The organism is Pseudomonas sp. QC2 (genome assembly GCF_002859085.1).
Classification (GTDB): domain Bacteria; phylum Pseudomonadota; class Gammaproteobacteria; order Pseudomonadales; family Pseudomonadaceae; genus Aquipseudomonas; species Aquipseudomonas petroselini.
Genome location: NZ_PKKS01000012.1, coordinates 171,915 through 194,300, shown reverse-complemented (window position 1 = coordinate 194,300; position 22,386 = coordinate 171,915). Strand labels below are relative to the sequence as shown.

Sequence of the window (22,386 nt, the reverse complement as noted above, 5' to 3'; positions counted from 1 at the left end):
ATCACCGGTTCGAACACCCAGTCCACCAGAAACCGATACAAATTTCCAGCCAGGGGTTAGACCGATAGCCTCTAGGGATCAGCGTCGGCGGGCATAATTAACCTGACTCATTGCTATTTGCCCAAGTTCCCCCAATGTTGGGTGTAGATACTTATCTCCCCTGCGCAGGTGATGCCCTCCATGTTCTCAGTCCGTCAACGCCGTGCGATCCGCCTGGCCAGCCGCTTCATTGCGCCTTACCGCTGGCACGCACTCGGCGCCCTGTTGGCGCTCATCGTTACCGCCGGCATTACTTTGTCCATGGGGCAGGGCATCCGCCTGCTGGTGGACCAGGGTTTCATGACCCAGTCGCCGCACCTGCTCAACCAGTCCATCGGCCTGTTCATGGTGCTGGTGCTGGGCTTGGCGGTGGGCACGTTTGCACGGTTTTACCTGGTGTCGTGGATCGGCGAACGGGTGGTGGCCGATATCCGTCGGCAAGTGTTCAACCATCTTATTTACCTGCACCCGGGCTTCTACGAGAACAACCGCAGTTCGGAAATCCAGTCGCGGCTGACCACCGACACCACCTTGCTGCAATCGGTGATCGGCTCCTCGCTGTCGCTGTTCCTGCGCAATGCGTTGATGGTCATCGGTGGCATCGTGCTGCTGTTTGTCACCAACCCCAAGCTCACCAGTATCGTGGTGGTGGCGCTGCCGCTGGTGCTGGCGCCGATCCTGATTTTCGGCCGGCGCGTGCGCAGCCTGTCGCGACAAAGCCAGGACCGCATCGCTGATGTGGGCAGCTATGTGTCCGAGACCCTCGGTCAGATCAAGACCGTGCAGGCGTACAACCACCAGGTGCAGGACGAACAGCGCTTCGCCGTGACGGTGGAAGACGCCTTTACCACCGCGCGCAAACGCATCACCCAGCGTGCCTGGTTGATTACCCTGGTGATCATGCTGGTGCTGGGCGCCGTGGGGGTGATGCTGTGGGTGGGTGGCATGGACGTCATCAGCGGGCGGATTTCCGGCGGTGAGCTGGCGGCGTTTGTGTTCTACAGCCTGATCGTCGGCAGCGCGGTCGGCACCCTGAGTGAAGTGCTCGGCGAACTGCAACGCGCTGCCGGTGCCGCCGAGCGCATTGGCGAGTTATTGCAGTCGAACAATGACATCCAGGCGCCCGCCGACGGCACCGTCCAACTGCCGGAGCGGGTCAGCGGCCGCATGGAACTGCAAGACCTGCGCTTTTCCTACCCTTCACGTCCCGACAGCTACGCCATCGACGGCCTGAACCTGACCATCAACCCCGGAGAAACCCTGGCGCTGGTAGGCCCATCCGGTGCCGGTAAATCGACCATTTTCGACCTGCTGCTGCGCTTCTACGACCCCCAGCAAGGCCGCATCCTGCTCGAAGGCCACCCGCTGACCGAACTCGACCCCATGGACCTGCGCCGCCACTTCGCCTTGGTCTCCCAGAGCCCGGCGCTGTTTTTCGGCAGCGTCGAAGAGAACATCCGCTACGGCAACCCGACGGCCACCACCGAACAGGTCGAAGCCGCCGCGCGCATTGCCCATGCTCATGACTTCATCCTGCAAATGCCCGACGGCTACCAGACCCACCTCGGCGACGGCGGCATGGGCCTCTCCGGCGGCCAACGTCAGCGCCTGGCCATCGCCCGTGCGCTGCTGGTGGACGCGCCGATACTGCTGCTCGACGAAGCCACCAGCGCCCTCGATGCCCAGAGTGAACACCTGATCCAGCAAGCACTGCCGCAATTGATGCAGGGTCGCACCACGCTGGTGATCGCCCATCGATTGGCCACGGTGAAGAACGCTGACCGCATTGCGGTGATGGACCAGGGCAAGCTGGTGGCGGTGGGTACGCATCAACAGTTGATTGCGAGCAATCCGCTGTATGCGCGGTTGGCGGCGTTGCAGTTCAGTAATGGTGCTGAGGGTGCGGAAAGCGAGGACTAGGCGGTCGATGTAGTGAGCGGGCTTGCCCCGCGCTGGGCTGCGTAGCAGCCCTAACACGGACGATGCGGTGTATCAGTCACCCCTACACCCTACACTCACCCCTACACTGCGGCCACTGGATTGGGAGTGCTTCGCCCTCCAGCGCGGGGCAAGCCCGCTCACCACAAAAATCTAGGGTCACCCCCGTTTTACAAGCCCGCTCGACATCCGGCAGGAATCGTCAACAGTGTGGCAGCCTCTGCCTAGGCCTTACTGATCATCAAAATACCGCTCATGCCAATCCACCAACGGCTGGGGGGAGTTGAGCTTCTGCCCGTAGATCACCGAATAAGACAGCACGTTCTGCACATACTGGCGGGTTTCGTCGAACGGGATGCTTTCCACCCATACGTCGAAACTCAGGTGATCGGCGCCGCGCAGCCACTGGCGCACACGGCCGGGGCCGGCGTTGTAGGCGGCGGAGGCGAGCACGCGGTTGCCGTTGAACTGGCTGTGCACCTGGCTCAGGTAGGCGGCGCCGAGCTGGATGTTTTTGTCCGGGTCCAGCACCTGGGCCGGGGAGGCCAGGGGGATACTGAACTTGCGCGCCGTTTCCTTGGCGGTGCCGGGCATCAGTTGCATCAGGCCGCTGGCGCCGACGCCGGAGCGGGCGTCGTCCATGAAGGCGCTTTCCTGGCGGGTGATCGCGAATATCCAGCTGGAGTGCAGGCCGCGCACCTTGGCTTCCCGCACCAGGGTGTCGCGGTGGGCCATCGGGAAGCGGATGTCCAGGTCGTCCCAGTACTGCGCCTGGCTGATGGTGCGGATGGCGGGGAAGTACCACTTCATGTCGTAGGCCAGCTTGGCCTGGGCGACCATCTCGTCGCGGTTGAAGTGACGGCTGACGTGGTACCACTCACGGCGGCCATCCACGATCTGGCCACGCGCATAGAACTCCAGCGCACGGCGTACGCCGGGGGTGTTGCGTACTTTGTTGACCAGCGCCTGGCTCATCAGCAAGGGCTTGTTCTTCAGTTGGTACGGCGCCTTTGAGCGATCCGCCGCGAGGAAACCATAGAAGTCGCGTTCTTGCGCCAGGTGCTTGTACAGGACCAGCGCTTGCGGGTTGTTAGGCTCGGCCAGTTCGAGGCTGCGGGCTTGCCAGTAGCGCCAGCGGCTGGTGGTGGCGAGGTCTTGTGGGAGCTTGCGGGTCAGTTGGTAGGCATCTTCCCAGCGCGCCAGGCGCAACAGCAGGCGCAGGCGCCATTCCGAGACGGTGTTATCGCGCAACTCGGGGTCGTACTTGGTCATCACCTCGAGGGCGCGCGGGTCGTAGCGCTTGGCCAGGGTCAGGCCGATTTCACGGGCGATCGACACTTTTTCGTCACGCGAGAAGTGCATGCTGCTGGCGTAGCCATCGAGCAGGGCCATGGCCTTGTCCGGATCCTGGCGTGCCAGGCGGCGCAAGCCCAGGCCCACGGCGTCGGACATGGCCTCGGTCGCCGGCAGGAAACGTGACGGGTCGCTGAGCATGTCGGGCTTTTGCGCCACGTCGACCATCAAGCGACCTTGGGCGCCGAGGGTGGGCAGGGTTTTCACCAGGCTGTTGGCCAGCGCGTAGTTGCGCGCTTCGGCGGCGAGTTTGGCGCGATCCCAGATTTTCTGTTCGGTGAGTTGGCCGTCAGCCGCCCATTGGCCGAAGGTGACATCGCAGGCCGCCGGTTGGGACTTGCCGGTCATCCAGAGTTTTTCGGCGGTCTTGTAGCCTTCGGCTTTCAGGTTGTGCGTGAGCTGGAACTGGCCGTGCAGGCAGTCCAGTTCGACGAAATTGAGTTTGGCGTCGTAGTACTTTTCAAAGGTCTGCCAGTCGCCGCGTTCGGCCAGCCAGCGCAACCAGCGCAGTTTCATCCAGTTGGCTTGGGGCAGGTCGCCGTTTTTGGCAAGGAACTGCTCGATTTCCTGGTTGCTCGCGGTTTTCAGGCGGGCGGTCAGTTCGTCGTAGGCCAGGTACGGCGTCAGCGGGTAGTCGGCCAGGGCCTGGCTGTATTGCATGTACGGGCCGGTATCGCCCTTGGCCAGGGCCCGTTTGGCTTCATCGTAATATTGACGTTGGGTGGTGAGGTCCACGGCCTGGGCGGATTGAACGGCGGTGGCGGAAAGAAGCAGACAAGATAAAAAGTTGAAAAGGCGACTGCGCATGAGACGTCCGTGCAGAGAAATCACGACTAGCACCGGCACCGCCGACACTGATTGCCCCTAGCTTAGCCTTTTGCCCGCAGCCGTTGAAAGCTTTGCCGGGCGGTTCGTTCAAGTTCGTTGGAAATGTCCTACAGAACGTGTCGGCAGCGAAAATGCCGGCCGCATCCCACCGTCAACTCAGGTAGAATGCGCGCCCAGTTTTTGGAGAAGCGTATGACCCTGCTCAAATTCAGCGATGTGTCCCTTGCTTTCGGCGCTATGCCGTTGTTGGACAAGGTGTCCTGGCAGATCGCCCGTGGTGAGCGGGTGTGTATCATCGGCCGCAATGGCACCGGCAAGTCCAGCATGATGAAGCTGGTCAAGGGCGACCAGAAGCCCGATGAAGGCTCCGTATGGCGCGCTCCGGGCCTCAAGATTGGCGAATTGCCGCAAGAATTGCCGGTGGCCGACGGACGGACTGTGTTCGACGTGGTTGCCGAAGGCCTGGATGGCGTGGGCGAGTTGCTCGCGCAATACCATCACCTGGCGCAGAACTGTGTCACCGAAGAAGACCTGGACAAGCTGATGCACGTCCAGCAAGACCTCGAAGCCCGTGACGGCTGGCGCCTGCAGCAACTGGTCGACAGCACCTTGAGCCGCCTGCAACTGCCGGCCGACAAGACCCTCGCCGAATTGTCCGGCGGCTGGCGTCGTCGTGTGCTGCTGGCCCAGGCCCTGGTCTCCGAGCCCGACCTGCTGTTGCTCGACGAGCCCACCAACCACCTGGACATCGGCGCCATCGCCTGGCTGGAAGAAGCCATCAAGGATTTCCAGGGCGCCGTGCTGTTTATCACGCACGACCGTGCCTTCCTGCAGAGCTTGGCCACGCGCATCCTCGAACTGGACCGTGGCGGCCTGATCGACTGGAACGGCGACTACGCCAGCTTCCTGGTGCACAAAGAGGCCGCGCTGTCCGCTGAAGAGACCGCCAACGCGTTGTTCGACAAGAAACTGGCTCAGGAAGAAGTCTGGATCCGCCAAGGCATCAAGGCGCGCCGCACCCGTAACGAAGGTCGTGTACGTGCACTGAAAGCCCTGCGCGTTGAGCGCAGCGAGCGTCGTGAGCGCACCGGCAAGGCCAACATCCAGCTGGACACCGCCGACAAGTCGGGCAAGCAGGTGATGGTTCTCGAGAACGTGAGCTTCGCGCACCCGGGCGGCCCGTTCCTGATCAAGGACTTCTCGATGGTCCTGGCGCGCGGCGACCGTATCGGTCTGCTCGGCGCCAACGGTACCGGCAAGACCACCTTGCTCAAGCTGATGCTCAATGGTCTGCAGCCGACCAGCGGCACCGTGGAAGAGGGCACGCGCATCGACGTGGCCTACTTCGACCAACTGCGCCACCAGTTGGACCTGGAGAAAACCGTGATCGACAACGTCGCCGAAGGCCGCGACTTTATCGACATCGACGGCCAGAGCCGCCACGTGCTCAGCTACCTCGGCGACTTCCTGTTCAGCCCTCAACGTGCGCGTACGCCGGTTAAAGCCTTGTCCGGTGGTGAGCGTGCGCGCCTGCTGCTGGCCAAGCTGTTCAGCAAGCCGGCCAACCTGCTGGTACTCGACGAACCGACCAACGACCTCGATGTGGAAACCCTCGAACTGTTGGAAGAAGTGCTGCTGACCTTCAACGGCACCGTGCTGATGGTCAGTCACGACCGGGCATTCCTCGACAACGTGGTCACCAGCACCCTGGTCTTCGAAGGTGAAGGCAAGGTGCGTGAATACGTCGGTGGCTATCAGGACTGGCTGCGCCAGGGCGGCTCGCCGCGTTTGCTGGGCGTGACTGAGAGCAAGTCCGGCAAGGCCGACCTGACCTCCGCTGTGGTTGCCCCCGTGGAAGCTGCTGCGCCGGCCCAGGAAGCTGCACCAGCGGCCAAGAAGAAACTCAGCTACAAGCTGCAGCGTGAGCTGGAGGCCTTGCCGGGCGATATCGACGCCAAGGAACAGCAGATCGCTGCGGTCGAAGCGGAAATGGCTGACGCAGGTTTCTACCTGCGCCCGGCGGCCGAAACTGCCAAGGTGATTGCCTCTCTGGAGACGTTGAACCACGAGCTGGAAGTGTTGGTTGAGCGTTGGGCCGAGCTGGATGCCTGATTGATTGCAGTGCATTAAAAAACCCGGTGTTCATTGGCATGAGCACCGGGTTTTTCATATGAAATGCAGTCCAAAATGTGGGAGGGGGCTTGCTCCCGCTAGCAGTTTGTCAGCTGATGCAGCGGGTGACTGAAACACCGTTATCGGGAGCAAGCCCCCACCCACATTTGATCTTCAAGGAGCTTACGAGGATTTGACCAGCTTCACCGCCAGCACATCGCACGGCGCACCGTGCAATACATCATTGGCGGTAGAGCCCAGTAGCAGCGCCAAGCCGTGACGGCCATGGCTGCCGACCACGATCAGGTCGCAAGCCTTTTCCTTGGCCAAGTGGTGGATTTCCTGGCGCGGTTGGCCGTATGTCAGGTGGCAGTCGTCCTTTTTCAAGTGCGGGTATTTCAGAATCAAACGGTCGAGGCGCTCTTTGGCCTGGTCGAATTGTTGTTGCTGCAACTGGGAAAGGTCCATCGGCACGTCGCCACCAAAGGCCATGGCCATGGGCTCGACGATATGCACCAGCGACAGTTTGGCGCCATTGGCGATTGCAGATTCCTGCGCGCGCTTGATCACTGGATCGCACTCTTCGGTCAGATCGACAGCGACCAGAATATGTTGGTAGGGCATGAGGCGTTCCTCCAGGGGACTGCAATAAGTTCAGTATGGCTGCTTTCAAGCGGATCGGGTTGCGTCAGGTCAAATCCGCTCATCTAGAAATTCGGGAGTACACATATGACGGTCTGGATAGTGGTGTCAATCCTTGTGGTGGTTCTGAGCCCTCTGGCATGGCTGCGCCCGTCGCGCCATCAGAGCGGGCGCATGGCCCTGCGCATGGAAGCGCGCCGCATCGGCCTGGCCATGCAGCTGGCCCCTCAGGAGTGGCCGCACTGGCTCAAGCAGGAGCCGCCGAGCCCGTGCGCGCAGTACTGCCGGCCACGGCGTGGCAGCACCCCGGCGATCTGGAGTTACTGGCAGTTGGAACCAGGGGTGTGGGTCAATCAGTGGCGCGAAGTGTGCGTCGATGAGAAGTTGTTGCCGCATTTTGCAACGCTGCCGGCCAACGTCTACAAAGTCGAGGCTGACAAGCAAATGATCGCCTTGTATTGGGGCGAGAAGGGCGAGGCCAGTGTGTTGAAAGATATCGATGCGTTGCTCAAGGCGCTCGCTTAACGGCCACGCAATAAAAAGCCCGACATCATCATCGGGCTGGAGTTGGCCAGGCAGGCCGGTAAATCGAGGGTTCCCGCGTCGGATGTTCATCCAGGCGCGTTACGGTTGTCGCTAGCCTAGCGGCAGATCCCGTTCTGTACAGCCTTTTTACTCATATTTTCTGTTATTGATTTCGTGAATATTTGAATATTGACGGGGCGAGTGCTTGCCGTTGGGGTTCTGAAATGACTGGAAAGTCGCGTTTTTCCTAGCCTTTCGAGCGATTGACAATTGCCCGGAATTGGATGAAGGTGGCGTACCCAAATCAAACGGGCGTATGAATTGAGCGTTTGTCTGTCAGACGACTCATACAGAATCCCGACTATCGCATTGGCGGGTGTGCCTGGCGGATTGGCATGAGCATTGACGCAACTGTCAGTGTCCAACCAGAGGCCAGCGTCCAATGTGTACTGTTCAGCTTCCATATCGTGGAGATCAGTTGATGATTTACGAAGGTAAAGCCATCACGGTTAAGGCTCTTGAAAGTGGCATCGTCGAACTGAAATTCGACCTCAAGGGTGAGTCCGTCAACAAGTTCAACCGTCTAACCCTGAACGAGCTGCGTCAGGCCGTAGACACCATCAAGGCTGATGCATCGATCAAAGGCGTGATCGTCTCCAGCGGCAAGGACGTGTTCATCGTCGGCGCTGACATCACCGAATTCGTCGACAACTTCAAGCTGCCCGATGCCGAGCTGGTGGCTGGCAACCTCGAAGCCAACAAGATTTTCAGCGATTTCGAAGACCTCAACGTACCGACCGTCGCCGCGATCAACGGCATCGCGTTGGGCGGCGGCCTGGAAATGTGCCTGGCGGCAGACTTCCGCGTCATGTCGGCCACGGCCAAGATCGGCCTGCCTGAAGTCAAGTTGGGCATCTACCCAGGGTTTGGCGGCACCGTGCGCCTGCCGCGCCTGATCGGTGCCGACAACGCCATCGAGTGGATCGCCGCCGGCAAGGAAAACCGTGCCGAAGACGCGCTGAAAGTCGGTGCCGTCGATGCTGTGGTTGCCCCGGACAAACTCGCCGAAGCCGCACTGAACCTGATCAAAGGCGCCATCAGCGGCGAATTTGACTACAAGGCCAAGCGTCAGCCGAAGCTGGAAAAACTCAAGCTCAATGCCATCGAACAAATGATGTCGTTCGAAACCGCCAAGGGTTTCGTGGCTGGCCAGGCCGGGCCGAACTACCCGGCGCCGGTTGAAGCGATCAAGACCATCCAGAAAGCCGCGAACTTCGGTCGCGACAAAGCCCTGGAAGTGGAAGCGGCAGGTTTCGTCAAACTGGCGAAAACCTCGGCGGCCCAGAGCTTGATCGGCCTGTTCCTGAACGATCAGGAGCTGAAGAAAAAGGCCAAGGCCTACGACGAGATCGCCCGCGACGTGAAACAGGCGGCCGTACTCGGCGCCGGTATCATGGGCGGCGGTATCGCCTATCAGTCGGCGTCCAAGGGCACGCCGATCCTGATGAAAGACATCAACGAGCACGGTATCGAGCAAGGCCTGGCAGAAGCCGCCAAGCTGCTGGTGGGTCGTGTGGATAAAGGTCGCATGACCGCAGCGAAGATGGCTGAAGTGCTTAACGGCATTCGTCCTACGCTGTCCTACGGTGATTTCGGGCATGTCGACCTGGTGGTCGAAGCCGTAGTCGAGAACCCGAAGGTCAAGCAGGCCGTGCTGGCCGAAGTCGAAGCCCAGGTCAAAGACGACACTATCCTGGCCTCCAACACCTCGACCATTTCCATCTCGCTGCTGGCCAAGGCCCTCAAGCGTCCGGAAAACTTCGTCGGCATGCACTTCTTCAACCCGGTGCACATGATGCCGCTGGTCGAAGTGATCCGTGGCGAGAAGTCCAGCGAGCTGGCCGTGGCCACCACCGTTGCCTACGCCAAGAAAATGGGCAAGAACCCGATCGTGGTCAATGACTGCCCGGGCTTCCTGGTCAACCGCGTGCTGTTCCCGTACTTCGGCGGCTTCGCCAAGCTGGTCAGCGCCGGTGTGGACTTCGTGCGCATCGACAAGGTCATGGAAAAATTCGGCTGGCCGATGGGCCCGGCGTACCTGATGGACGTGGTCGGCATCGACACCGGCCACCACGGCCGCGACGTGATGGCTGAAGGCTTCCCGGACCGCATGAAAGACGACCGCCGTTCGGCGATCGACGCGCTGTACGAGGCCAAGCGCCTGGGCCAGAAGAACGGCAAGGGTTTCTACGCCTACGAGGCCGACAAGAAGGGCAAGCAGAAGAAAGTGGCCGATCCGTCGGTGCACGAAGTGCTGGCTCCGGTCATCTACGAACAGCGTGAGGTGTCCGACGAAGACATCATCAACTGGATGATGATCGCCCTGTGCCTGGAAACCGTGCGTTGCCTGGAAGACGGCATCGTCGAGACCGCCGCCGAAGCCGATATGGGCCTGGTGTACGGTATTGGTTTCCCTCCATTCCGTGGTGGTGCGCTGCGTTACATCGATTCGATCGGTGTGGCTGAGTTCGTTGCCCTGGCTGACAAATACGCTGATTTGGGCCCGCTGTACCACCCGACCGCGAAGCTGCGTGAAATGGCCAAGAATGGCCAGAGCTTCTTCGGTTAAGCGCCCAGACGACTAGAGCGAGAATATTTATGAGCTTGAATCCAAGAGACGTGGTGATTGTCGACTTCGGTCGCACACCGATGGGCCGCTCCAAGGGCGGCATGCACCGCAACACCCGTGCCGAAGACATGTCGGCACACCTGATCAGCAAGTTGCTGGAGCGCAACGTCAAGGTCGACCCGAACGAAGTCGAAGACGTGATCTGGGGCTGCGTCAACCAGACCCTGGAGCAGGGCTGGAACATCGCGCGCATGGCGTCGCTGATGACTCAGATCCCGCACACCGCCGCCGGCCAGACCGTGAGCCGCCTGTGCGGTTCGTCGATGAGCGCGCTGCACACTGCCGCCCAGGCAATCATGACCGGCAACGGTGATGTGTTCGTGGTCGGCGGTGTGGAGCACATGGGCCACGTCAGCATGATGCACGGCGTCGATCCTAACCCGCACATGTCGCTGTACGCGGCAAAAGCCTCGGGCATGATGGGCCTGACCGCGGAAATGCTCGGCAAAATGCACGGCATTACCCGTGAAGCCCAGGATGCGTTTGGCCTGCGTTCGCATCAGCTCGCCCACAAGGCGACCGTGGAAGGCAAGTTCAAGGATGAAATCATCCCGATGAACGGTTATGACGAGAACGGTTTCCTCAAACTGTTCGATTACGACGAAACCATTCGTCCGGATACCACCCTGGAAAGCCTGGCGGCTCTGAAGCCGGCGTTCAATCCAAAGGGCGGCACCGTGACCGCCGGTACTTCGTCGCAAATCACCGACGGTGCCTCGTGCATGATCGTGATGTCGGCGCAGCGTGCCCAGGACCTGGGTATCCAGCCGCTGGCCGTGATCCGTTCGATGGCAGTGGCGGGTGTGGACCCGGCGATCATGGGCTATGGTCCAGTACCGGCCACACAAAAAGCCTTGAAGCGCGCGGGCCTGACCATCTCGGATATCGACTTCTTCGAGCTCAATGAAGCTTTCGCCGCACAGGCCCTGCCCGTGCTGAAAGATTTGAAAGTGCTCGACAAGATGAATGAGAAGGTTAACCTGCACGGCGGCGCAATTGCCCTGGGCCACCCATTTGGTTGCTCCGGTGCGCGTATCTCCGGCACTTTGCTTAACGTGATGAAGCAAAATGGCGGCAACCTCGGGGTAGCCACCATGTGCATTGGTCTCGGCCAAGGCATTTCCACCGTCTTCGAACGCATCTAAGCGTTGGGTTGACGGAAGCCGGGGCCCAGTGCCCCGGTTTTTGTTTTTTGGCGGTTTTGTATTTTTTTTTTAACAAATTTTGTAAGAGGGCCAGAGCATGAAAGTCGAACCAGGGCTCTACCAGCATTATAAAGGTCCGCAGTACCGCGTTTTCAGTGTGGCGCGGCACTCCGAGACCGAAGAAGAAGTGGTGTTCTACCAAGCACTGTATGGCGATTACGGCTTTTGGGTGCGCCCATTGAGCATGTTCCTGGAGACCGTCGAAGTTGACGGCGAACAGGTCCCACGCTTTGCTTTGGTGCAGGCCGAACCCAGTCTTTTTTCAGGGCAATAACGGCAGGCCGCGCAGAATACTGCGCTTGACCTCACCTTGTTGCCACTATATATAGCGTTGCCGCGTCAGGCGCCAACTGCCTTTCACTTCTCGAATTCAGGAATTTTCCGATCCATGGGCAAATCGCTGGTCATTGTGGAATCCCCGGCTAAGGCCAAGACCATCAACAAGTACTTGGGCAACGAGTACGTGGTGAAGTCGAGTATCGGCCATATCCGAGACCTGCCCACCAGCGGTTCGGCTAGCGCCAGCAAGGAGCCTGCCGCCAAGCGCGGCAAGGCCGCCGCGGGCGAAGGTCCGGTACTCACGCCTAAAGAGAAAGCGCGCAAGCAGCTGGTCTCACGCATGGGTGTGGACCCGGATCATGGCTGGAAGGCCAAGTACGAAATCCTTCCGGGCAAGGAAAAGGTCATCGAAGAGCTGCGCCGGCTCGCCAAAGATGCCGACACCATCTATCTCGCAACGGACTTGGACCGCGAAGGGGAAGCCATTGCCTGGCACCTGCGGGAAGCCATTGGCGGCGACGACAGCCGCTACAAGCGTGTGGTGTTCAACGAAATCACCAAGAAAGCCATCCAGGAAGCCTTCTCCAAGCCGGGCGAACTGGACATCGACCGTGTCAACGCCCAGCAGGCGCGTCGTTTCCTCGACCGCGTCGTGGGTTACATGGTCTCGCCACTGTTGTGGGCCAAGATCGCCCGTGGCCTGTCCGCCGGCCGTGTGCAATCGGTCGCGGTAAAGCTGGTGGTGGAGCGTGAGCGCGAGATCCGTGCGTTCAACCCCGAAGAGTATTGGGAAGTCCACGCCGACCTCGGCACCGCCAAGGGCGCCAATGTGCGCTTTGAAGTGGCCCGCGAGAAAGGTGAGGCCTTCAAGCCGCTGAACGAAGCCCAGGCCATGGCTGCGCTGGAAAAGCTCAAGGCGTCCAGCTACAGCATCGTCAAGCGTGAAGACAAACCCACCAGCAGCAAGCCATCGGCACCGTTCATCACCTCCACCCTGCAACAGGCCGCGAGTAACCGCCTGGGCTTCGGGGTAAAGAAAACCATGATGATGGCCCAGCGTCTGTACGAAGCCGGCTACATCACCTATATGCGTACCGACTCCACCAACTTGTCGGTGGACGCGGTCGCGATGGCGCGTACCTACATTGAAAGCGAGTTCGGCAAGAAATACCTGCCGGAGAAGCCGAACGTCTACAGCAGCAAGGAAGGCGCACAGGAGGCTCACGAAGCGATTCGTCCTTCGGACGCCAACACCGAGCCAAGCAAGCTCAGTGGCATGGAGCGCGACGCCGAGCGCCTCTACGAGCTGATCTGGCGCCAGTTCCTGGCCTGCCAGATGCTGCCGGCGCAATACCTGTCCACCACGGTCAGTGTGGGGGCTGGGGACTTCGAGCTGCGTGCCAAGGGCCGTATCCTCAAGTTCGACGGTTACACCCGCGTGATGCCGCAAATCGCCAAGCCAGGCGATGATGATGTGCTGCCGGACATGGCCCAGGGCGATACGTTGAAGCTGATCAAGCTCGACCCGTCCCAGCACTTCACCAAGCCACCGGCGCGTTACTCGGAAGCCAGCCTGGTAAAAGAGATGGAAAAACGCGGTATCGGTCGTCCTTCGACCTACGCGGCGATCATCTCCACCATCCAGGATCGCGGCTACGTGGCGTTGCACAACCGTCGTTTCTATTCGGAAAAGATGGGCGACATCGTCACCGAGCGCCTGTCCGAGAGCTTCTCCAACCTGATGGACTACGGCTTTACCGCCGGTATGGAAGAGAACCTCGATGACGTCGCCCAGGGCGAGCGCGACTGGAAAAACGTGCTGGACGAGTTCTACGGCGACTTCAAGAAAAAGCTCGAAGTGGCCGAAAGCCCTGAGAGCGGCATGCGTGCCAACCAGCCGGTGATGACCGACATCCCGTGCCTGACCTGCGGCCGCCCGATGCAGATTCGTACGGCGTCCACCGGCGTTTTCCTCGGTTGCTCGGGCTACAGCCTGCCGCCGAAAGAGCGCTGCAAGGCCACCGTCAACCTGGTGCCGGGCGATGAAATCGCGGCTGACGATGAGGGTGAATCCGAGTCGCTGGTACTGCGTGGCAAGCACCGTTGCCCGATCTGCAGCACGGCGATGGACGCTTACCTGCTGGACGAGAAGCACAAGCTGCACATCTGCGGTAACAACCCGGATTGCAACGGCTACGAGATCGAAGAAGGCACCTACCGCATCAAGGGCTATGAAGGTCCGAGCCTGGAATGCGACAAGTGCGGCAGCGAGATGCAGCTCAAGACCGGTCGTTTCGGCAAGTTCTTCGGTTGCACCAACCCGACGTGCAAGAACACCCGCAAACTGCTGAAAAGCGGTGACGCGGCGCCGCCTAAGATGGACCCGGTGAAGATGCCCGAACTCAAGTGCGAGAAGGTCAACGACACCTACATCCTGCGTGACGGCGCTTCCGGCCTGTTCCTGGCGGCCAGCCAGTTCCCGAAAAACCGCGAGACCCGTGCACCGTTGGTGCTGGAGATCGTGCCGCACAAGGATGAGATCGATCCGAAGTACCACTTCCTGTGTGAAGCGCCGAAGAAGGATCCCGACGGTCGTCCGGCCGTGATCCGCTACAGCCGCAAGACCAAGGAGCAATACGTGCAGTCCGAAGTGGACGGCAAGCCTACCGGCTGGAAAGCGTTCTACGACGGTGGTAAGTGGAAGGTCGAGGACAAGCGTCAGGGCGCTTGATCCGTCGGATGCGCTGAAGATCCAATGTGGGAAGGGGCAAGTCGAATCGTCGTCGCCCCTCCCACATTGGATCTTTTTGGTTCTGAACGTCGAGTTTTGACCCGCCTAAGCAGCGGTTTATTGCACTTGCAGTAGGTTCGGCTGATCCGTGACACTGTTCAGCGAGCATCACGCTTATTCGTTGTGGAGATTGCCGTCATGGCCAACGAACTCTATACCCGTACCAACCAGAAAATTTACTTCGCGGGTTTGTCCCTGGAAGCCCTTGGCCGTGCCGAGGAAGGGAAGGAGATGAATGCGATTGCGCTGGTTCAGGCTGGGCGTGAAGCCGCGTTGTTCCACCTGTATGGTGCGTTACTGGGCTTGTGTCATGAGATCGCCGGGTTCTACCGCTTGCCCCAGGCCGGTTCGCCCCGTGCGGAAATGATCATGAGTCGTGAAGTGCTGGAAAGCATGGCGATCCCTGAGCTGGCCGAGTTGGTGGAAATGGCCCAGAGCCCTGACAGCTGGGTCGCGCGTCTGCTTAAGGCCCATGCGGATATGTTTCAGCCGCCCCGTGTTCCCCATGTGCCCAAGGGCGATGTGACCCAGCCCCTGATCGTGGCGGTTGCGTTGGAAGAGGAAGAGCCCAAGCCTCTGAGTCGCGAAGAGTTGGAAGGCTGGCGTCAGGATCTGAAAAAGATGGCGTTGCGCTTTCGTGAAGGTTTAAACGAGTGCTGAACGTTGGTCGGATTCATATGGCGCCGTTCATCAAGCCGTAAAGAAACCTCTTCAGAACCTCAACGAAGCCGGGCGGATGACTGATATAATCCCGGGCTTTCGTGGAGAACAGACTTTTATGCCGACGTCCTTTCTGGAAATTGTTGAGTTGCCCGACGGCCGAATCGAGCTGCGCCGGGCTGAGGACGAAGGTTCTCTGGTTATTCTGGATTTTTCCGAGGACGCCAAAGTGTTCCTGCAGGGCCAGCACGTGGAAGTGGCAAAAGCCATGTTGAGCGTGGGTGTGCAGATGGCAGGTCGCCTTGCAGAAGGCGAGCCGGAGAAAGAAGACGGGCCACGCGTTCTTCACTGAGGTCTGCGACGAGCGTGCAAGTTTTGGTCAGCGGGGCTGTTGTGGTGAGTGGGCTTGTGGTTGTGAGCTGGGCTGTTGTGGTGAGCGGGCTTGCCCCGCGCTGGGCTGCGAAGCGGCCCTAAATAGATTCAATGCGGTACATCAGATATTCCACGGTGCTTGGTTTTGGGGCCGCTTCGCAGCCCAGCGCGGGGCAAGCCCGCTCACCACAACAAGCCTGCTCACCACAACAAGCCTGCTCACCATAAGAAGCCTGCTCACCACAACAAGCCCGGTCACCATAAGAAGCCTGCAAACCACAGTAAGCCCGGTCACCATAACAAGCCTGCAAACCACAGTAAGCCTGCACACCACACGCAAAGTCCGTACTTTTATCCCAATCGAATATTCAAGCTCTGAGCATCGCCCGTGCGTGCGGCGCTGATCAGCTGTTGCTTGGCCGCAGCATTCAGAGGGTTCAGCCAGCTCACCACGGTGTGGCTACGGCCCAGGCGCAAGGCTTCGCAGGTCAACTGCTGGGCGCTTTGCGCGCCGCGCGGTTGCAGCAGCAGGATGCGTTCGCGGTTGAGGCCGGCGTCCCGCAGCCAGGCCTGGGTCAGGCTGGCGGGCGGGGCGATCAGCGTCAGCCAGCGGGCGTCCTGCTCTTCGCTCAATTCGCGAAGGATCGGCGCCAACAGGCTCAGGCAGCTCCCAGCTGCACCGCGCAACGACAATTCACTGAACGCCTCAGGCTCGGCGCTCCAGGGCGCCTCGATCGTTTCCTTGAGGATGGGCGCAAGGGGTTGGGCCATGAAGGCCTCGAACAGCGACAGTTGTGTGTGTTGTGGGGTGTGCACGAGCTGCATGATGCCTCCTTTAGCGGCGAATGACGCCGACGCTCAAGCCTTCGATCACCAGGTCCTGATCTTTCAGGTTCACTTCAATCGGGGCGAACTCAGGGTTCTCGGCCAACAGCCAGACCTTGCTGCCTTCGCGCTTGAAGCGTTTGACGGTGACTTCGTCGCCGATACGGGCGACGACGATCTGGCCATTACGGGCTTCGCGTGTAGTGTGGACGGCCAGCAGGTCACCGTCGAAGATGCCCACGTCCTTCATGCTCATGCCATGGACCCGCAACAGGTAGTCGGCGCGAGGATGGAAGAAGGTCGGGTTGATGTTGCAGGATTCCTCGACGTGCTGCTGCGCCAGGATCGGCGCACCGGCAGCGACACGGCCGATGATCGGCAGGGTCGATTCGTCGGCCTTGGCTTCGAAGCCAGGGATGCGAATGCCGCGCGAGGCACCGGGGGTCATCTCGATGGCGCCTTTGCGCGCGAGGGCCTTGAGGTGTTCTTCGGCGGCGTTGGGGGACTTGAACCCCAGTTCCAGCGCAATTTCCGCTCGTGTCGGCGGGTAGCCGTTGTCATCGAGGCAGCGCTTGATAAAAGCCAGAATCTCAGCTTGGCGTGGCGTCAGTTTTAGCATGTTGATCGCTCTGTCTTTTTATACAGTGACTGGGATTATATACAGTGAACTGCGCTTGGCAATCATCCTTTTTGGCCACTCCGCTGGACGGTCATCGGGGACACGTCCTACAAGGCAGGGATAGCGCTGCCTACAGACCGCCAAGGATGTGATTAAATAGCGATGAAATACATGACTGCCCGGCCGGAAAGCGAACCCGCAGGCTTGACAAGACACGACCTGAAACGTATGTTTCAAACAAGTGTTTGTCAGGCGGAGTAGCCATGGCCCAGTCGGAAACCGTTGAACGCATTCTCGATGCTGCCGAGCAATTGTTCGCGGAAAAAGGATTCGCTGAAACTTCATTGCGGCTGATTACCAGCAAGGCTGGCGTCAACCTCGCGGCAGTGAATTACCATTTCGGCTCGAAAAAAGCGCTTATCCAAGCCGTGTTCTCGCGCTTCCTGGGGCCGTTCTGCGCCAGTCTTGACCGTGAACTCGAGCGTCGCCAGGCAAAGGCTGAGCACAAGCCCACCTTGGAAGAGCTGTTGGAAATCCTCGTTGAACAAGCCCTGGTGGTTCAGCCCCGCAGCGGCAACGACCTGTCGATCTTCATGCGCCTGTTGGGCTTGGCGTTCAGTCAAAGCCAGGGCCACCTGCGGCGTTACTTGGAAGACATGTACGGCAAGGTTTTCCGCCGCTACATGTTGCTGGTCAACGAGGCCGCCCCGCGTATTCCGCCGATCGAGCTGTTCTGGCGTGTGCACTTCATGTTGGGTGCTGCCGCGTTCAGCATGTCCGGGATCAAGGCGTTGCGGGCCATTGCCGAAACCGATTTCGGTGTGAATACCTCTATCGAGCAGGTCATGCGCCTGATGGTGCCGTTCCTTGCCGCCGGCATGCGCGCCGAAACCGGCGTGAGCGACCCGGACATGGCCGCCGCCCAGCTGCGCCCACGCAGCAAATCCGCGCCGGCCCCCGCCAAGGTTTGACCCGTCCGGGTGTGCGCAGCCGCTTGCATCCGCTAAGCTAGCGGCCCATGCCGAATTCAGCTATTTACTCGCAACCCGTTGTTCTCACTGTGCCTGGTGAGAGCAACGGGTTGTGTGCGTTCTATAAGGAAGGTTTATGACTGCTGCCCTGCAAGGTTCTTTGATGGTCGACGTTGCCGGTACCTGGCTGACGGCCGAGGATCGCCACCTGTTGCGCCAGCCTGAAGTGGGCGGCCTGATCATTTTTGCGCGCAATATCGAGCATCCACGCCAGGTGCGGGAGTTGAGCGCGGCGATTCGTGCCGTGCGCCCGGACCTGTTGCTGGCGGTTGACCAGGAAGGCGGTCGCGTACAGCGCCTGCGCCAGGGCTTTGTGCGCCTGCCGGCTATGCGTGCGCTGGCGGACAACCCCAATGCTGAACACCTGGCCGAGCAATGCGGCTGGATCATGGCGACTGAAGTGCTGGCCGTGGGCCTGGACCTGAGTTTCGCCCCCGTCCTCGATCTGGACTATCAACGCAGCGCCGTGGTCGGCACCCGATCCTTCGAGGGCGACCCCGAACGCGCTGCCGTGCTCGCCGGTGCCTTTATCCGTGGGATGAACAGCGCGGGCATGGCCGCGACCGGTAAACACTTCCCGGGCCATGGTTGGGCGGAGGCCGATTCCCACGTCGCGATTCCCAATGATGAACGCAGCCTGGAGCAGATTCGCGCCAATGACCTGGTGCCTTTCGCACGCTTGAGCAAGCAACTGGCGGCGGTGATGCCCGCTCACGTCATCTACCCGCAGGTTGATAACCAACCTGCAGGTTTCTCGCGCCGCTGGTTGCAGGACATCCTGCGCGGCGAGTTGCAGTTCGATGGGGTGATTTTCAGTGATGACTTGTCGATGGCGGGGGCCCATGTGGTGGGCGATGCGGCCAGCCGCATTGAAGCGGCGCTGACGGCCGGTTGCGACATGGGCCTGGTGTGCAATGATCGCGCGGCTGCCGAGTTGGCGTTGACCGCCGCCCAGCGCATGAAGGTCAAACCATCGGCCCGAATCGCACGCATGCGCGGACAGGCGATTGCGTCGACGGACTACAAGCAGGATCCGCGTTGGTTGGCGGCAGTTACCGCGCTGCGTGAAGCGCAGTTGATCGGCTGAAAACCGCGGTGCGCCCATCGCAGGCAAGCCAGCTCCCACATTCGACCGCAGTTATCTTGAAGAAACGCGGTCACCTGTGGGAGCTGGCTTGCCTGCGATAGCGATCTGACAGTCAGCGCTTTTCCTGTTTGTGGGGCAACGGCGCAAACAGCGCTTCAATATCCTCGTTGCCCAGCTGCCAGTCTCCGGTAGTACGCCCATCCAGCACGCCCGCTGCCAGATCGGACTTTTCCTTCTGCAGGTGCTGGATTTTCTCCTCCACCGTGCCCCTGGCAATCATCTTGTAGACGAACACCGGCTTCTCCTGACCAATGCGATAGGCACGGTCGGTGGCCTGGTTTTCCGTGGCCGGGTTCCACCATGGGTCGTAGTGGATCACCGTGTCGGCTTCAGTCAGGTTCAGGCCTACACCGCCGGCCTTCAGGCTGATCAGAAAAATCTGCAGCTTGCCGCTCTGGAAGTCCTTCACCGGCGTGCGCCGATCGCGGGTCTGGCCGGTCAACAAGGCGTAGGCAACGCCGCGCTTTTTAAGCTCGACTTCGATCAGGCTCAGCATCGAGGTGAACTGGGAAAACAGCAGGATCCGCCGGCCTTCTTCAAACAGCTCCTCGAGCATCGTCATCAAACTGTCGAGCTTGCCCGAGCTGCTGCCACGGGCGGGCAGGGTGGCGTCGTTGACCAGGCGCAGGTCGCAGCACACTTGGCGCAGCTTCAGCAGCGCCTCAAGAATGATGATTTGGCTGCGTGCCACACCCTTGCGGGTGATCTCGTCACGCACCTTCTTGTCCATGGCCAGGCGCATGGTTTCGTACACGTCGCGCTGGGCCTCATTGAGGTCGACCCAGTGGATGATCTCAGTCTTGGGCGGCAACTCCGTGGCCACTTGTTCCTTGGTACGGCGCAGCAGGAAGGGTTTTATCCGGCCGTTGAGGTGCTGCAGTCGTACATCGCTGGCGCGCTTTTCGATGGGCACGCGGTAATCGCGGTTGAAGCTTTTCACGTCGCCCAGCCAGCCCGGCAGGAGGAAATGAAACAACGACCACAGCTCACCCAAGTGGTTTTCCAGTGGCGTGCCGCTGAGGCACAAGCGTTGCCGCGCATTCAACTCGCGCGCCGCCTGGGCCGCTTTGCTGGAAGGGTTCTTGATGTACTGCGCTTCATCCAGGATCAGCACATGCAGGGGCAGCGCCGCGAGCTGTTCGATGTCCTTGGGCAGCAGCGCGTAGGTGGTCAGCAGCAGGTCGTAGTCGTTCAGGTTGGCAAAATGTTTCTTACGTGTCGCGCCATACAGCGCCAGTACCTTGAGCTGTGGGGTGAAGTGCGCCGCCTCATCGAGCCAATTGGGAATCAAGCTGGTGGGCATCACCACCATGCAGGGCCGATCCAGGCGCCCGGCGATTTTTTCACTGAGAATATGCGCCAAGGTTTGCAGGGTTTTACCCAGGCCCATGTCATCCGCAAGTATCCCGCCTACATCGAGCTGGCGCAGTGACTGCATCCAGCTCAAGCCTTCCAGCTGGTACGGGCGTAACGTCGCGTTCAACCCTTCCGGTGCTACGCAGGTGAAATCCTTGATATCCCGCAGGCGCTGGGCGAAGTTGCGGATCTTCTCGCCACCTTCCCATTGCAGCGGCAGGTCTTCGAGCGGGTTCAAGCGAATCGCATCGGCCTTGGCCAGGCGCAGCGTGGTGGTGCCGGCTTCCTGCAAGTAGAACTCGCCGAGGGTTGCCAGTACCGGTTTCAGCCGGCCGTAAGGCAGCGCCACTTGCAGCGGGCCATGGCCACCGTTGGGCAGGCCGGGAATGTTTACCAGGATCAGTTCTTCATCGCGACGGCGTGCGAGTTTTTCCGGGTTGAGGATCTCGGTGTGGGAGCGCATCAGGTTCAGCAGGATCGGCAGCAGGCTCAGCCGCTCGCCATTGACGATAATGCCGAGCTCCAAGTCGAACCAATCGCGCTCCGGCCCGTCATCGACGGTGGCGTACCAGTCATCGACGGTGCTCAGGTCGAAGCCGAAGTCCTCATCGATCTGCAGCTCCCAGCCCTCGGCCCGTAAGGTGGGTGATGCGTTGAGGGTGAAGTTGAGCCAGGCGCTGTCATTGACCATCTCGAACAGCTCGCCAGCGCTTTCCGGCAAGGCTTTGCTCTGGCGTGTGGCGATCTTGAAGCCGAGCAGCCGCAGTTGTTCGCGGTACGGCTGTTCCAGCTCCGGATGCCGCTTGATCCGCAGGCTCTGGGTGTCCTGGCGCACGATGATGTCGGCGTTTTTCTGCCCGCTGACATAGTTGCCCAAGTAGTTGAATGACAGCGCCGCACGGTGCTGGATGTAGCGCTGCATCTTGCCATTGCGCGGTTCAAAGGCACTGAACTCGACACTGGCCAGCCACAAGCGCGGCACGGGCACTACATCCTCCATGACCACCTGCGGCAACGCCACGCGGTTTTCCAGTACGGCCTGGAGTTTTTCCAGCAGCTCGGCATCCTGTGCAGCGGCCGGATAGGCCAGGGTTTCCTGGACTTTGAGCAGCACCGCCGCGATGTGTTTGCAGTTGGTGTGCACCGGGCAGGTACAGCGGCTGTCCACCAGGATCAGCGTGCCCTTGGCCGACTCGCGCAGTGAGATGGTCTGCCGATAAACGTTGCCGCCCGAGCCTTCGCAACTGGCGACGATGGTGCTGTCGCCGCATTCGACGATGCGCACCCGGTTCTCCAGGGCATAACGGCGCCCGCGCTCCAGGCTTTGCTCTTTGAAGCGATTGGCCCATGAAGGGGCCAGGGGTTTGGTCAGCGACGACGTCAGGGGCATGGCGCTGGATCAGTCCTGGATATCGGGCGGTGGTGCGCTGGGTGGCTTGGCGGTCAACGAGGTGATCTTGATCAACAGCGCCAAGTGGCCGCCGTCCAGGTAGTTGAGCTGGTTGTTCTTGGTGCGCACGTCCTTCTGGGCGAGGTGTTCGCTGGCGATCACGCTGCCATTACTGTCGAAGGTGTTGATCCAAAAGTCCGCGTCGATGTCCGTGAAGCGACCCAGTTGCAGGCTCAAAACACCCTCGATGGGAAACTGGCCAAACTGCTCCTGGCCGTCGGTGATCGCGATGTTGACCGGCTGCTCACCCAGGTTCTGTTCCCAGGCCTTGTGCGCCAACACGGTGTAGCTGTTATCGGCGCGCAGCTTTTCGACGATGTTGCTCAGGCGCGGTGGGCTCAGCTTGTCGCCCAGGCGCACGGCCCCGGCATCCCAGTTTTCCGGCGCGGCGCGGCTGTTGATCACCGGCTCGGCGTTCTGGCGCACCAGGATCATTTCCACCTGGTACGGGCTGTCGGCAAACGCCGTAGGTGCCACGACCACCAACAACAGGCTCAAAATGCGGAACAGGCGCATTGGGGCGTC

Annotated in this window: 17 protein-coding genes; 11 read left to right on the top strand and 6 right to left on the bottom strand. The window is 60.5% G+C overall.

All coding sequences use genetic code 11. The features are described from left to right. The first annotated feature begins 171 nt into the window (after positions 1-171). On the top strand, positions 172-1,959 hold the full coding sequence (locus QCBJ_RS12570; protein ID WP_177410660.1) for an ABC transporter ATP-binding protein/permease: 1,788 nt from the start codon (positions 172-174) through the stop codon (positions 1,957-1,959). A gap of 249 nt (positions 1,960-2,208) precedes the next feature. On the opposite strand, the gene QCBJ_RS12565 is transcribed toward QCBJ_RS12570, so the two are convergent. After that, positions 2,209-4,137 (bottom strand): transglycosylase SLT domain-containing protein, encoded by a 1,929-nt coding sequence (locus QCBJ_RS12565; RefSeq protein WP_102060933.1) that lies wholly within the window; start codon positions 4,135-4,137, stop codon positions 2,209-2,211. A gap of 213 nt (positions 4,138-4,350) precedes the next feature. Here QCBJ_RS12565 and QCBJ_RS12560 point away from each other — a divergent pair, with 213 nt between their 5' ends. Next, the gene (locus tag QCBJ_RS12560) at positions 4,351-6,270 is read left to right on the top strand and encodes an ATP-binding cassette domain-containing protein (RefSeq protein WP_012722841.1); all 1,920 of its coding nucleotides are present in this window, start codon (positions 4,351-4,353) and stop codon (positions 6,268-6,270) included. A gap of 183 nt (positions 6,271-6,453) precedes the next feature. On the opposite strand, the gene QCBJ_RS12555 is transcribed toward QCBJ_RS12560, so the two are convergent. After that, positions 6,454-6,894, bottom strand: coding sequence for a universal stress protein (locus QCBJ_RS12555; RefSeq protein WP_093545994.1), 441 nt, complete (start codon positions 6,892-6,894; stop codon positions 6,454-6,456). A 105-nt stretch (positions 6,895-6,999) separates the two neighbouring features. Between QCBJ_RS12555 and QCBJ_RS12550 the strand changes: the two genes are divergently transcribed. From QCBJ_RS12550 to QCBJ_RS12520, 7 genes are all read left to right on the top strand, one after another. Continuing rightward, positions 7,000-7,437 carry a hypothetical protein gene (locus QCBJ_RS12550; protein WP_046035153.1) on the top strand — a complete coding sequence of 146 codons (438 nt, stop codon included), beginning with the start codon at positions 7,000-7,002 and terminating at the stop codon, positions 7,435-7,437. A 481-nt stretch (positions 7,438-7,918) separates the two neighbouring features. Continuing rightward, entirely contained in the window at positions 7,919-10,066 is a 2,148-nt protein-coding gene (fadB, locus tag QCBJ_RS12545) for a fatty acid oxidation complex subunit alpha FadB (RefSeq protein ID WP_012722844.1), read from the top strand. A 29-nt stretch (positions 10,067-10,095) separates the two neighbouring features. Then, positions 10,096-11,271 (top strand): acetyl-CoA C-acyltransferase FadA, encoded by a 1,176-nt coding sequence (fadA, locus tag QCBJ_RS12540; protein WP_012722845.1) that lies wholly within the window; start codon positions 10,096-10,098, stop codon positions 11,269-11,271. A gap of 97 nt (positions 11,272-11,368) precedes the next feature. After that, complete coding sequence (locus QCBJ_RS12535) at positions 11,369-11,605, top strand: DUF1653 domain-containing protein (RefSeq protein WP_010212074.1); 237 nt, start codon at positions 11,369-11,371, stop codon at positions 11,603-11,605. 114 nt (positions 11,606-11,719) lie between these two features. Beyond that, a complete protein-coding gene (gene topA / locus QCBJ_RS12530) occupies positions 11,720-14,341 on the top strand; it encodes a type I DNA topoisomerase (RefSeq protein WP_012722846.1) in 2,622 nt (873 codons plus the stop codon). 198 nt (positions 14,342-14,539) lie between these two features. After that, positions 14,540-15,061 carry a DUF6586 family protein gene (locus QCBJ_RS12525; protein WP_102060932.1) on the top strand — a complete coding sequence of 174 codons (522 nt, stop codon included), beginning with the start codon at positions 14,540-14,542 and terminating at the stop codon, positions 15,059-15,061. 118 nt (positions 15,062-15,179) lie between these two features. Beyond that, positions 15,180-15,413, top strand: coding sequence for a hypothetical protein (locus QCBJ_RS12520; protein ID WP_010212068.1), 234 nt, complete (start codon positions 15,180-15,182; stop codon positions 15,411-15,413). 371 nt (positions 15,414-15,784) lie between these two features. On the opposite strand, the gene sulA is transcribed toward QCBJ_RS12520, so the two are convergent. Continuing rightward, positions 15,785-16,258, bottom strand: coding sequence for an SOS-induced cell division inhibitor SulA (gene sulA, locus QCBJ_RS12510; protein WP_012722849.1), 474 nt, complete (start codon positions 16,256-16,258; stop codon positions 15,785-15,787). 10 nt (positions 16,259-16,268) lie between these two features. Continuing rightward, positions 16,269-16,877 carry a transcriptional repressor LexA gene (gene lexA / locus QCBJ_RS12505; protein ID WP_003172575.1) on the bottom strand — a complete coding sequence of 203 codons (609 nt, stop codon included), beginning with the start codon at positions 16,875-16,877 and terminating at the stop codon, positions 16,269-16,271. Between the two features lie 263 nt (positions 16,878-17,140). Between lexA and QCBJ_RS12500 the strand changes: the two genes are divergently transcribed. Next, the gene (locus QCBJ_RS12500) at positions 17,141-17,848 is read left to right on the top strand and encodes a TetR/AcrR family transcriptional regulator (protein WP_012722850.1); all 708 of its coding nucleotides are present in this window, start codon (positions 17,141-17,143) and stop codon (positions 17,846-17,848) included. A 136-nt stretch (positions 17,849-17,984) separates the two neighbouring features. After that, complete coding sequence (nagZ, locus tag QCBJ_RS12495) at positions 17,985-18,995, top strand: beta-N-acetylhexosaminidase (protein WP_012722851.1); 1,011 nt, start codon at positions 17,985-17,987, stop codon at positions 18,993-18,995. Positions 18,996-19,107: 112 nt separating this feature from the next. On the opposite strand, the gene QCBJ_RS12490 is transcribed toward nagZ, so the two are convergent. Both QCBJ_RS12490 and QCBJ_RS12485 read right to left on the bottom strand, forming a co-directional pair. Continuing rightward, entirely contained in the window at positions 19,108-21,801 is a 2,694-nt protein-coding gene (locus tag QCBJ_RS12490; RefSeq protein WP_102060930.1) for a DEAD/DEAH box helicase, read from the bottom strand. A gap of 9 nt (positions 21,802-21,810) precedes the next feature. Continuing rightward, positions 21,811-22,377: a CsiV family protein gene (locus QCBJ_RS12485; protein WP_046035149.1), complete on the bottom strand. Its 567-nt coding sequence runs from the start codon at positions 22,375-22,377 to the stop codon at positions 21,811-21,813. Between the last annotated feature and the right edge of the window lie 9 nt (positions 22,378-22,386).

Excerpts from the sequence above, each read along its gene's own strand:
- QCBJ_RS12570 (WP_177410660.1), top strand. The coding sequence starts at position 172 with ATGCCCTCCATGTTCTCAGTCCGTCAACGCCGTGCGATCCGCCTGGCC.
- QCBJ_RS12565 (WP_102060933.1), bottom strand. The coding sequence starts at position 4,137 with ATGCGCAGTCGCCTTTTCAACTTTTTATCTTGTCTGCTTCTTTCCGCC.
- QCBJ_RS12560 (WP_012722841.1), top strand. The coding sequence starts at position 4,351 with ATGACCCTGCTCAAATTCAGCGATGTGTCCCTTGCTTTCGGCGCTATG.
- QCBJ_RS12555 (WP_093545994.1), bottom strand. The coding sequence starts at position 6,894 with ATGCCCTACCAACATATTCTGGTCGCTGTCGATCTGACCGAAGAGTGC.
- QCBJ_RS12550 (WP_046035153.1), top strand. The coding sequence starts at position 7,000 with ATGACGGTCTGGATAGTGGTGTCAATCCTTGTGGTGGTTCTGAGCCCT.
- fadB (WP_012722844.1), top strand. The coding sequence starts at position 7,919 with ATGATTTACGAAGGTAAAGCCATCACGGTTAAGGCTCTTGAAAGTGGC.
- fadA (WP_012722845.1), top strand. The coding sequence starts at position 10,096 with ATGAGCTTGAATCCAAGAGACGTGGTGATTGTCGACTTCGGTCGCACA.
- QCBJ_RS12535 (WP_010212074.1), top strand. The coding sequence starts at position 11,369 with ATGAAAGTCGAACCAGGGCTCTACCAGCATTATAAAGGTCCGCAGTAC.
- topA (WP_012722846.1), top strand. The coding sequence starts at position 11,720 with ATGGGCAAATCGCTGGTCATTGTGGAATCCCCGGCTAAGGCCAAGACC.
- QCBJ_RS12525 (WP_102060932.1), top strand. The coding sequence starts at position 14,540 with ATGGCCAACGAACTCTATACCCGTACCAACCAGAAAATTTACTTCGCG.
- QCBJ_RS12520 (WP_010212068.1), top strand. The coding sequence starts at position 15,180 with ATGCCGACGTCCTTTCTGGAAATTGTTGAGTTGCCCGACGGCCGAATC.
- sulA (WP_012722849.1), bottom strand. The coding sequence starts at position 16,258 with ATGCAGCTCGTGCACACCCCACAACACACACAACTGTCGCTGTTCGAG.
- lexA (WP_003172575.1), bottom strand. The coding sequence starts at position 16,877 with ATGCTAAAACTGACGCCACGCCAAGCTGAGATTCTGGCTTTTATCAAG.
- QCBJ_RS12500 (WP_012722850.1), top strand. The coding sequence starts at position 17,141 with ATGGCCCAGTCGGAAACCGTTGAACGCATTCTCGATGCTGCCGAGCAA.
- nagZ (WP_012722851.1), top strand. The coding sequence starts at position 17,985 with ATGACTGCTGCCCTGCAAGGTTCTTTGATGGTCGACGTTGCCGGTACC.
- QCBJ_RS12490 (WP_102060930.1), bottom strand. The coding sequence starts at position 21,801 with ATGCCCCTGACGTCGTCGCTGACCAAACCCCTGGCCCCTTCATGGGCC.
- QCBJ_RS12485 (WP_046035149.1), bottom strand. The coding sequence starts at position 22,377 with ATGCGCCTGTTCCGCATTTTGAGCCTGTTGTTGGTGGTCGTGGCACCT.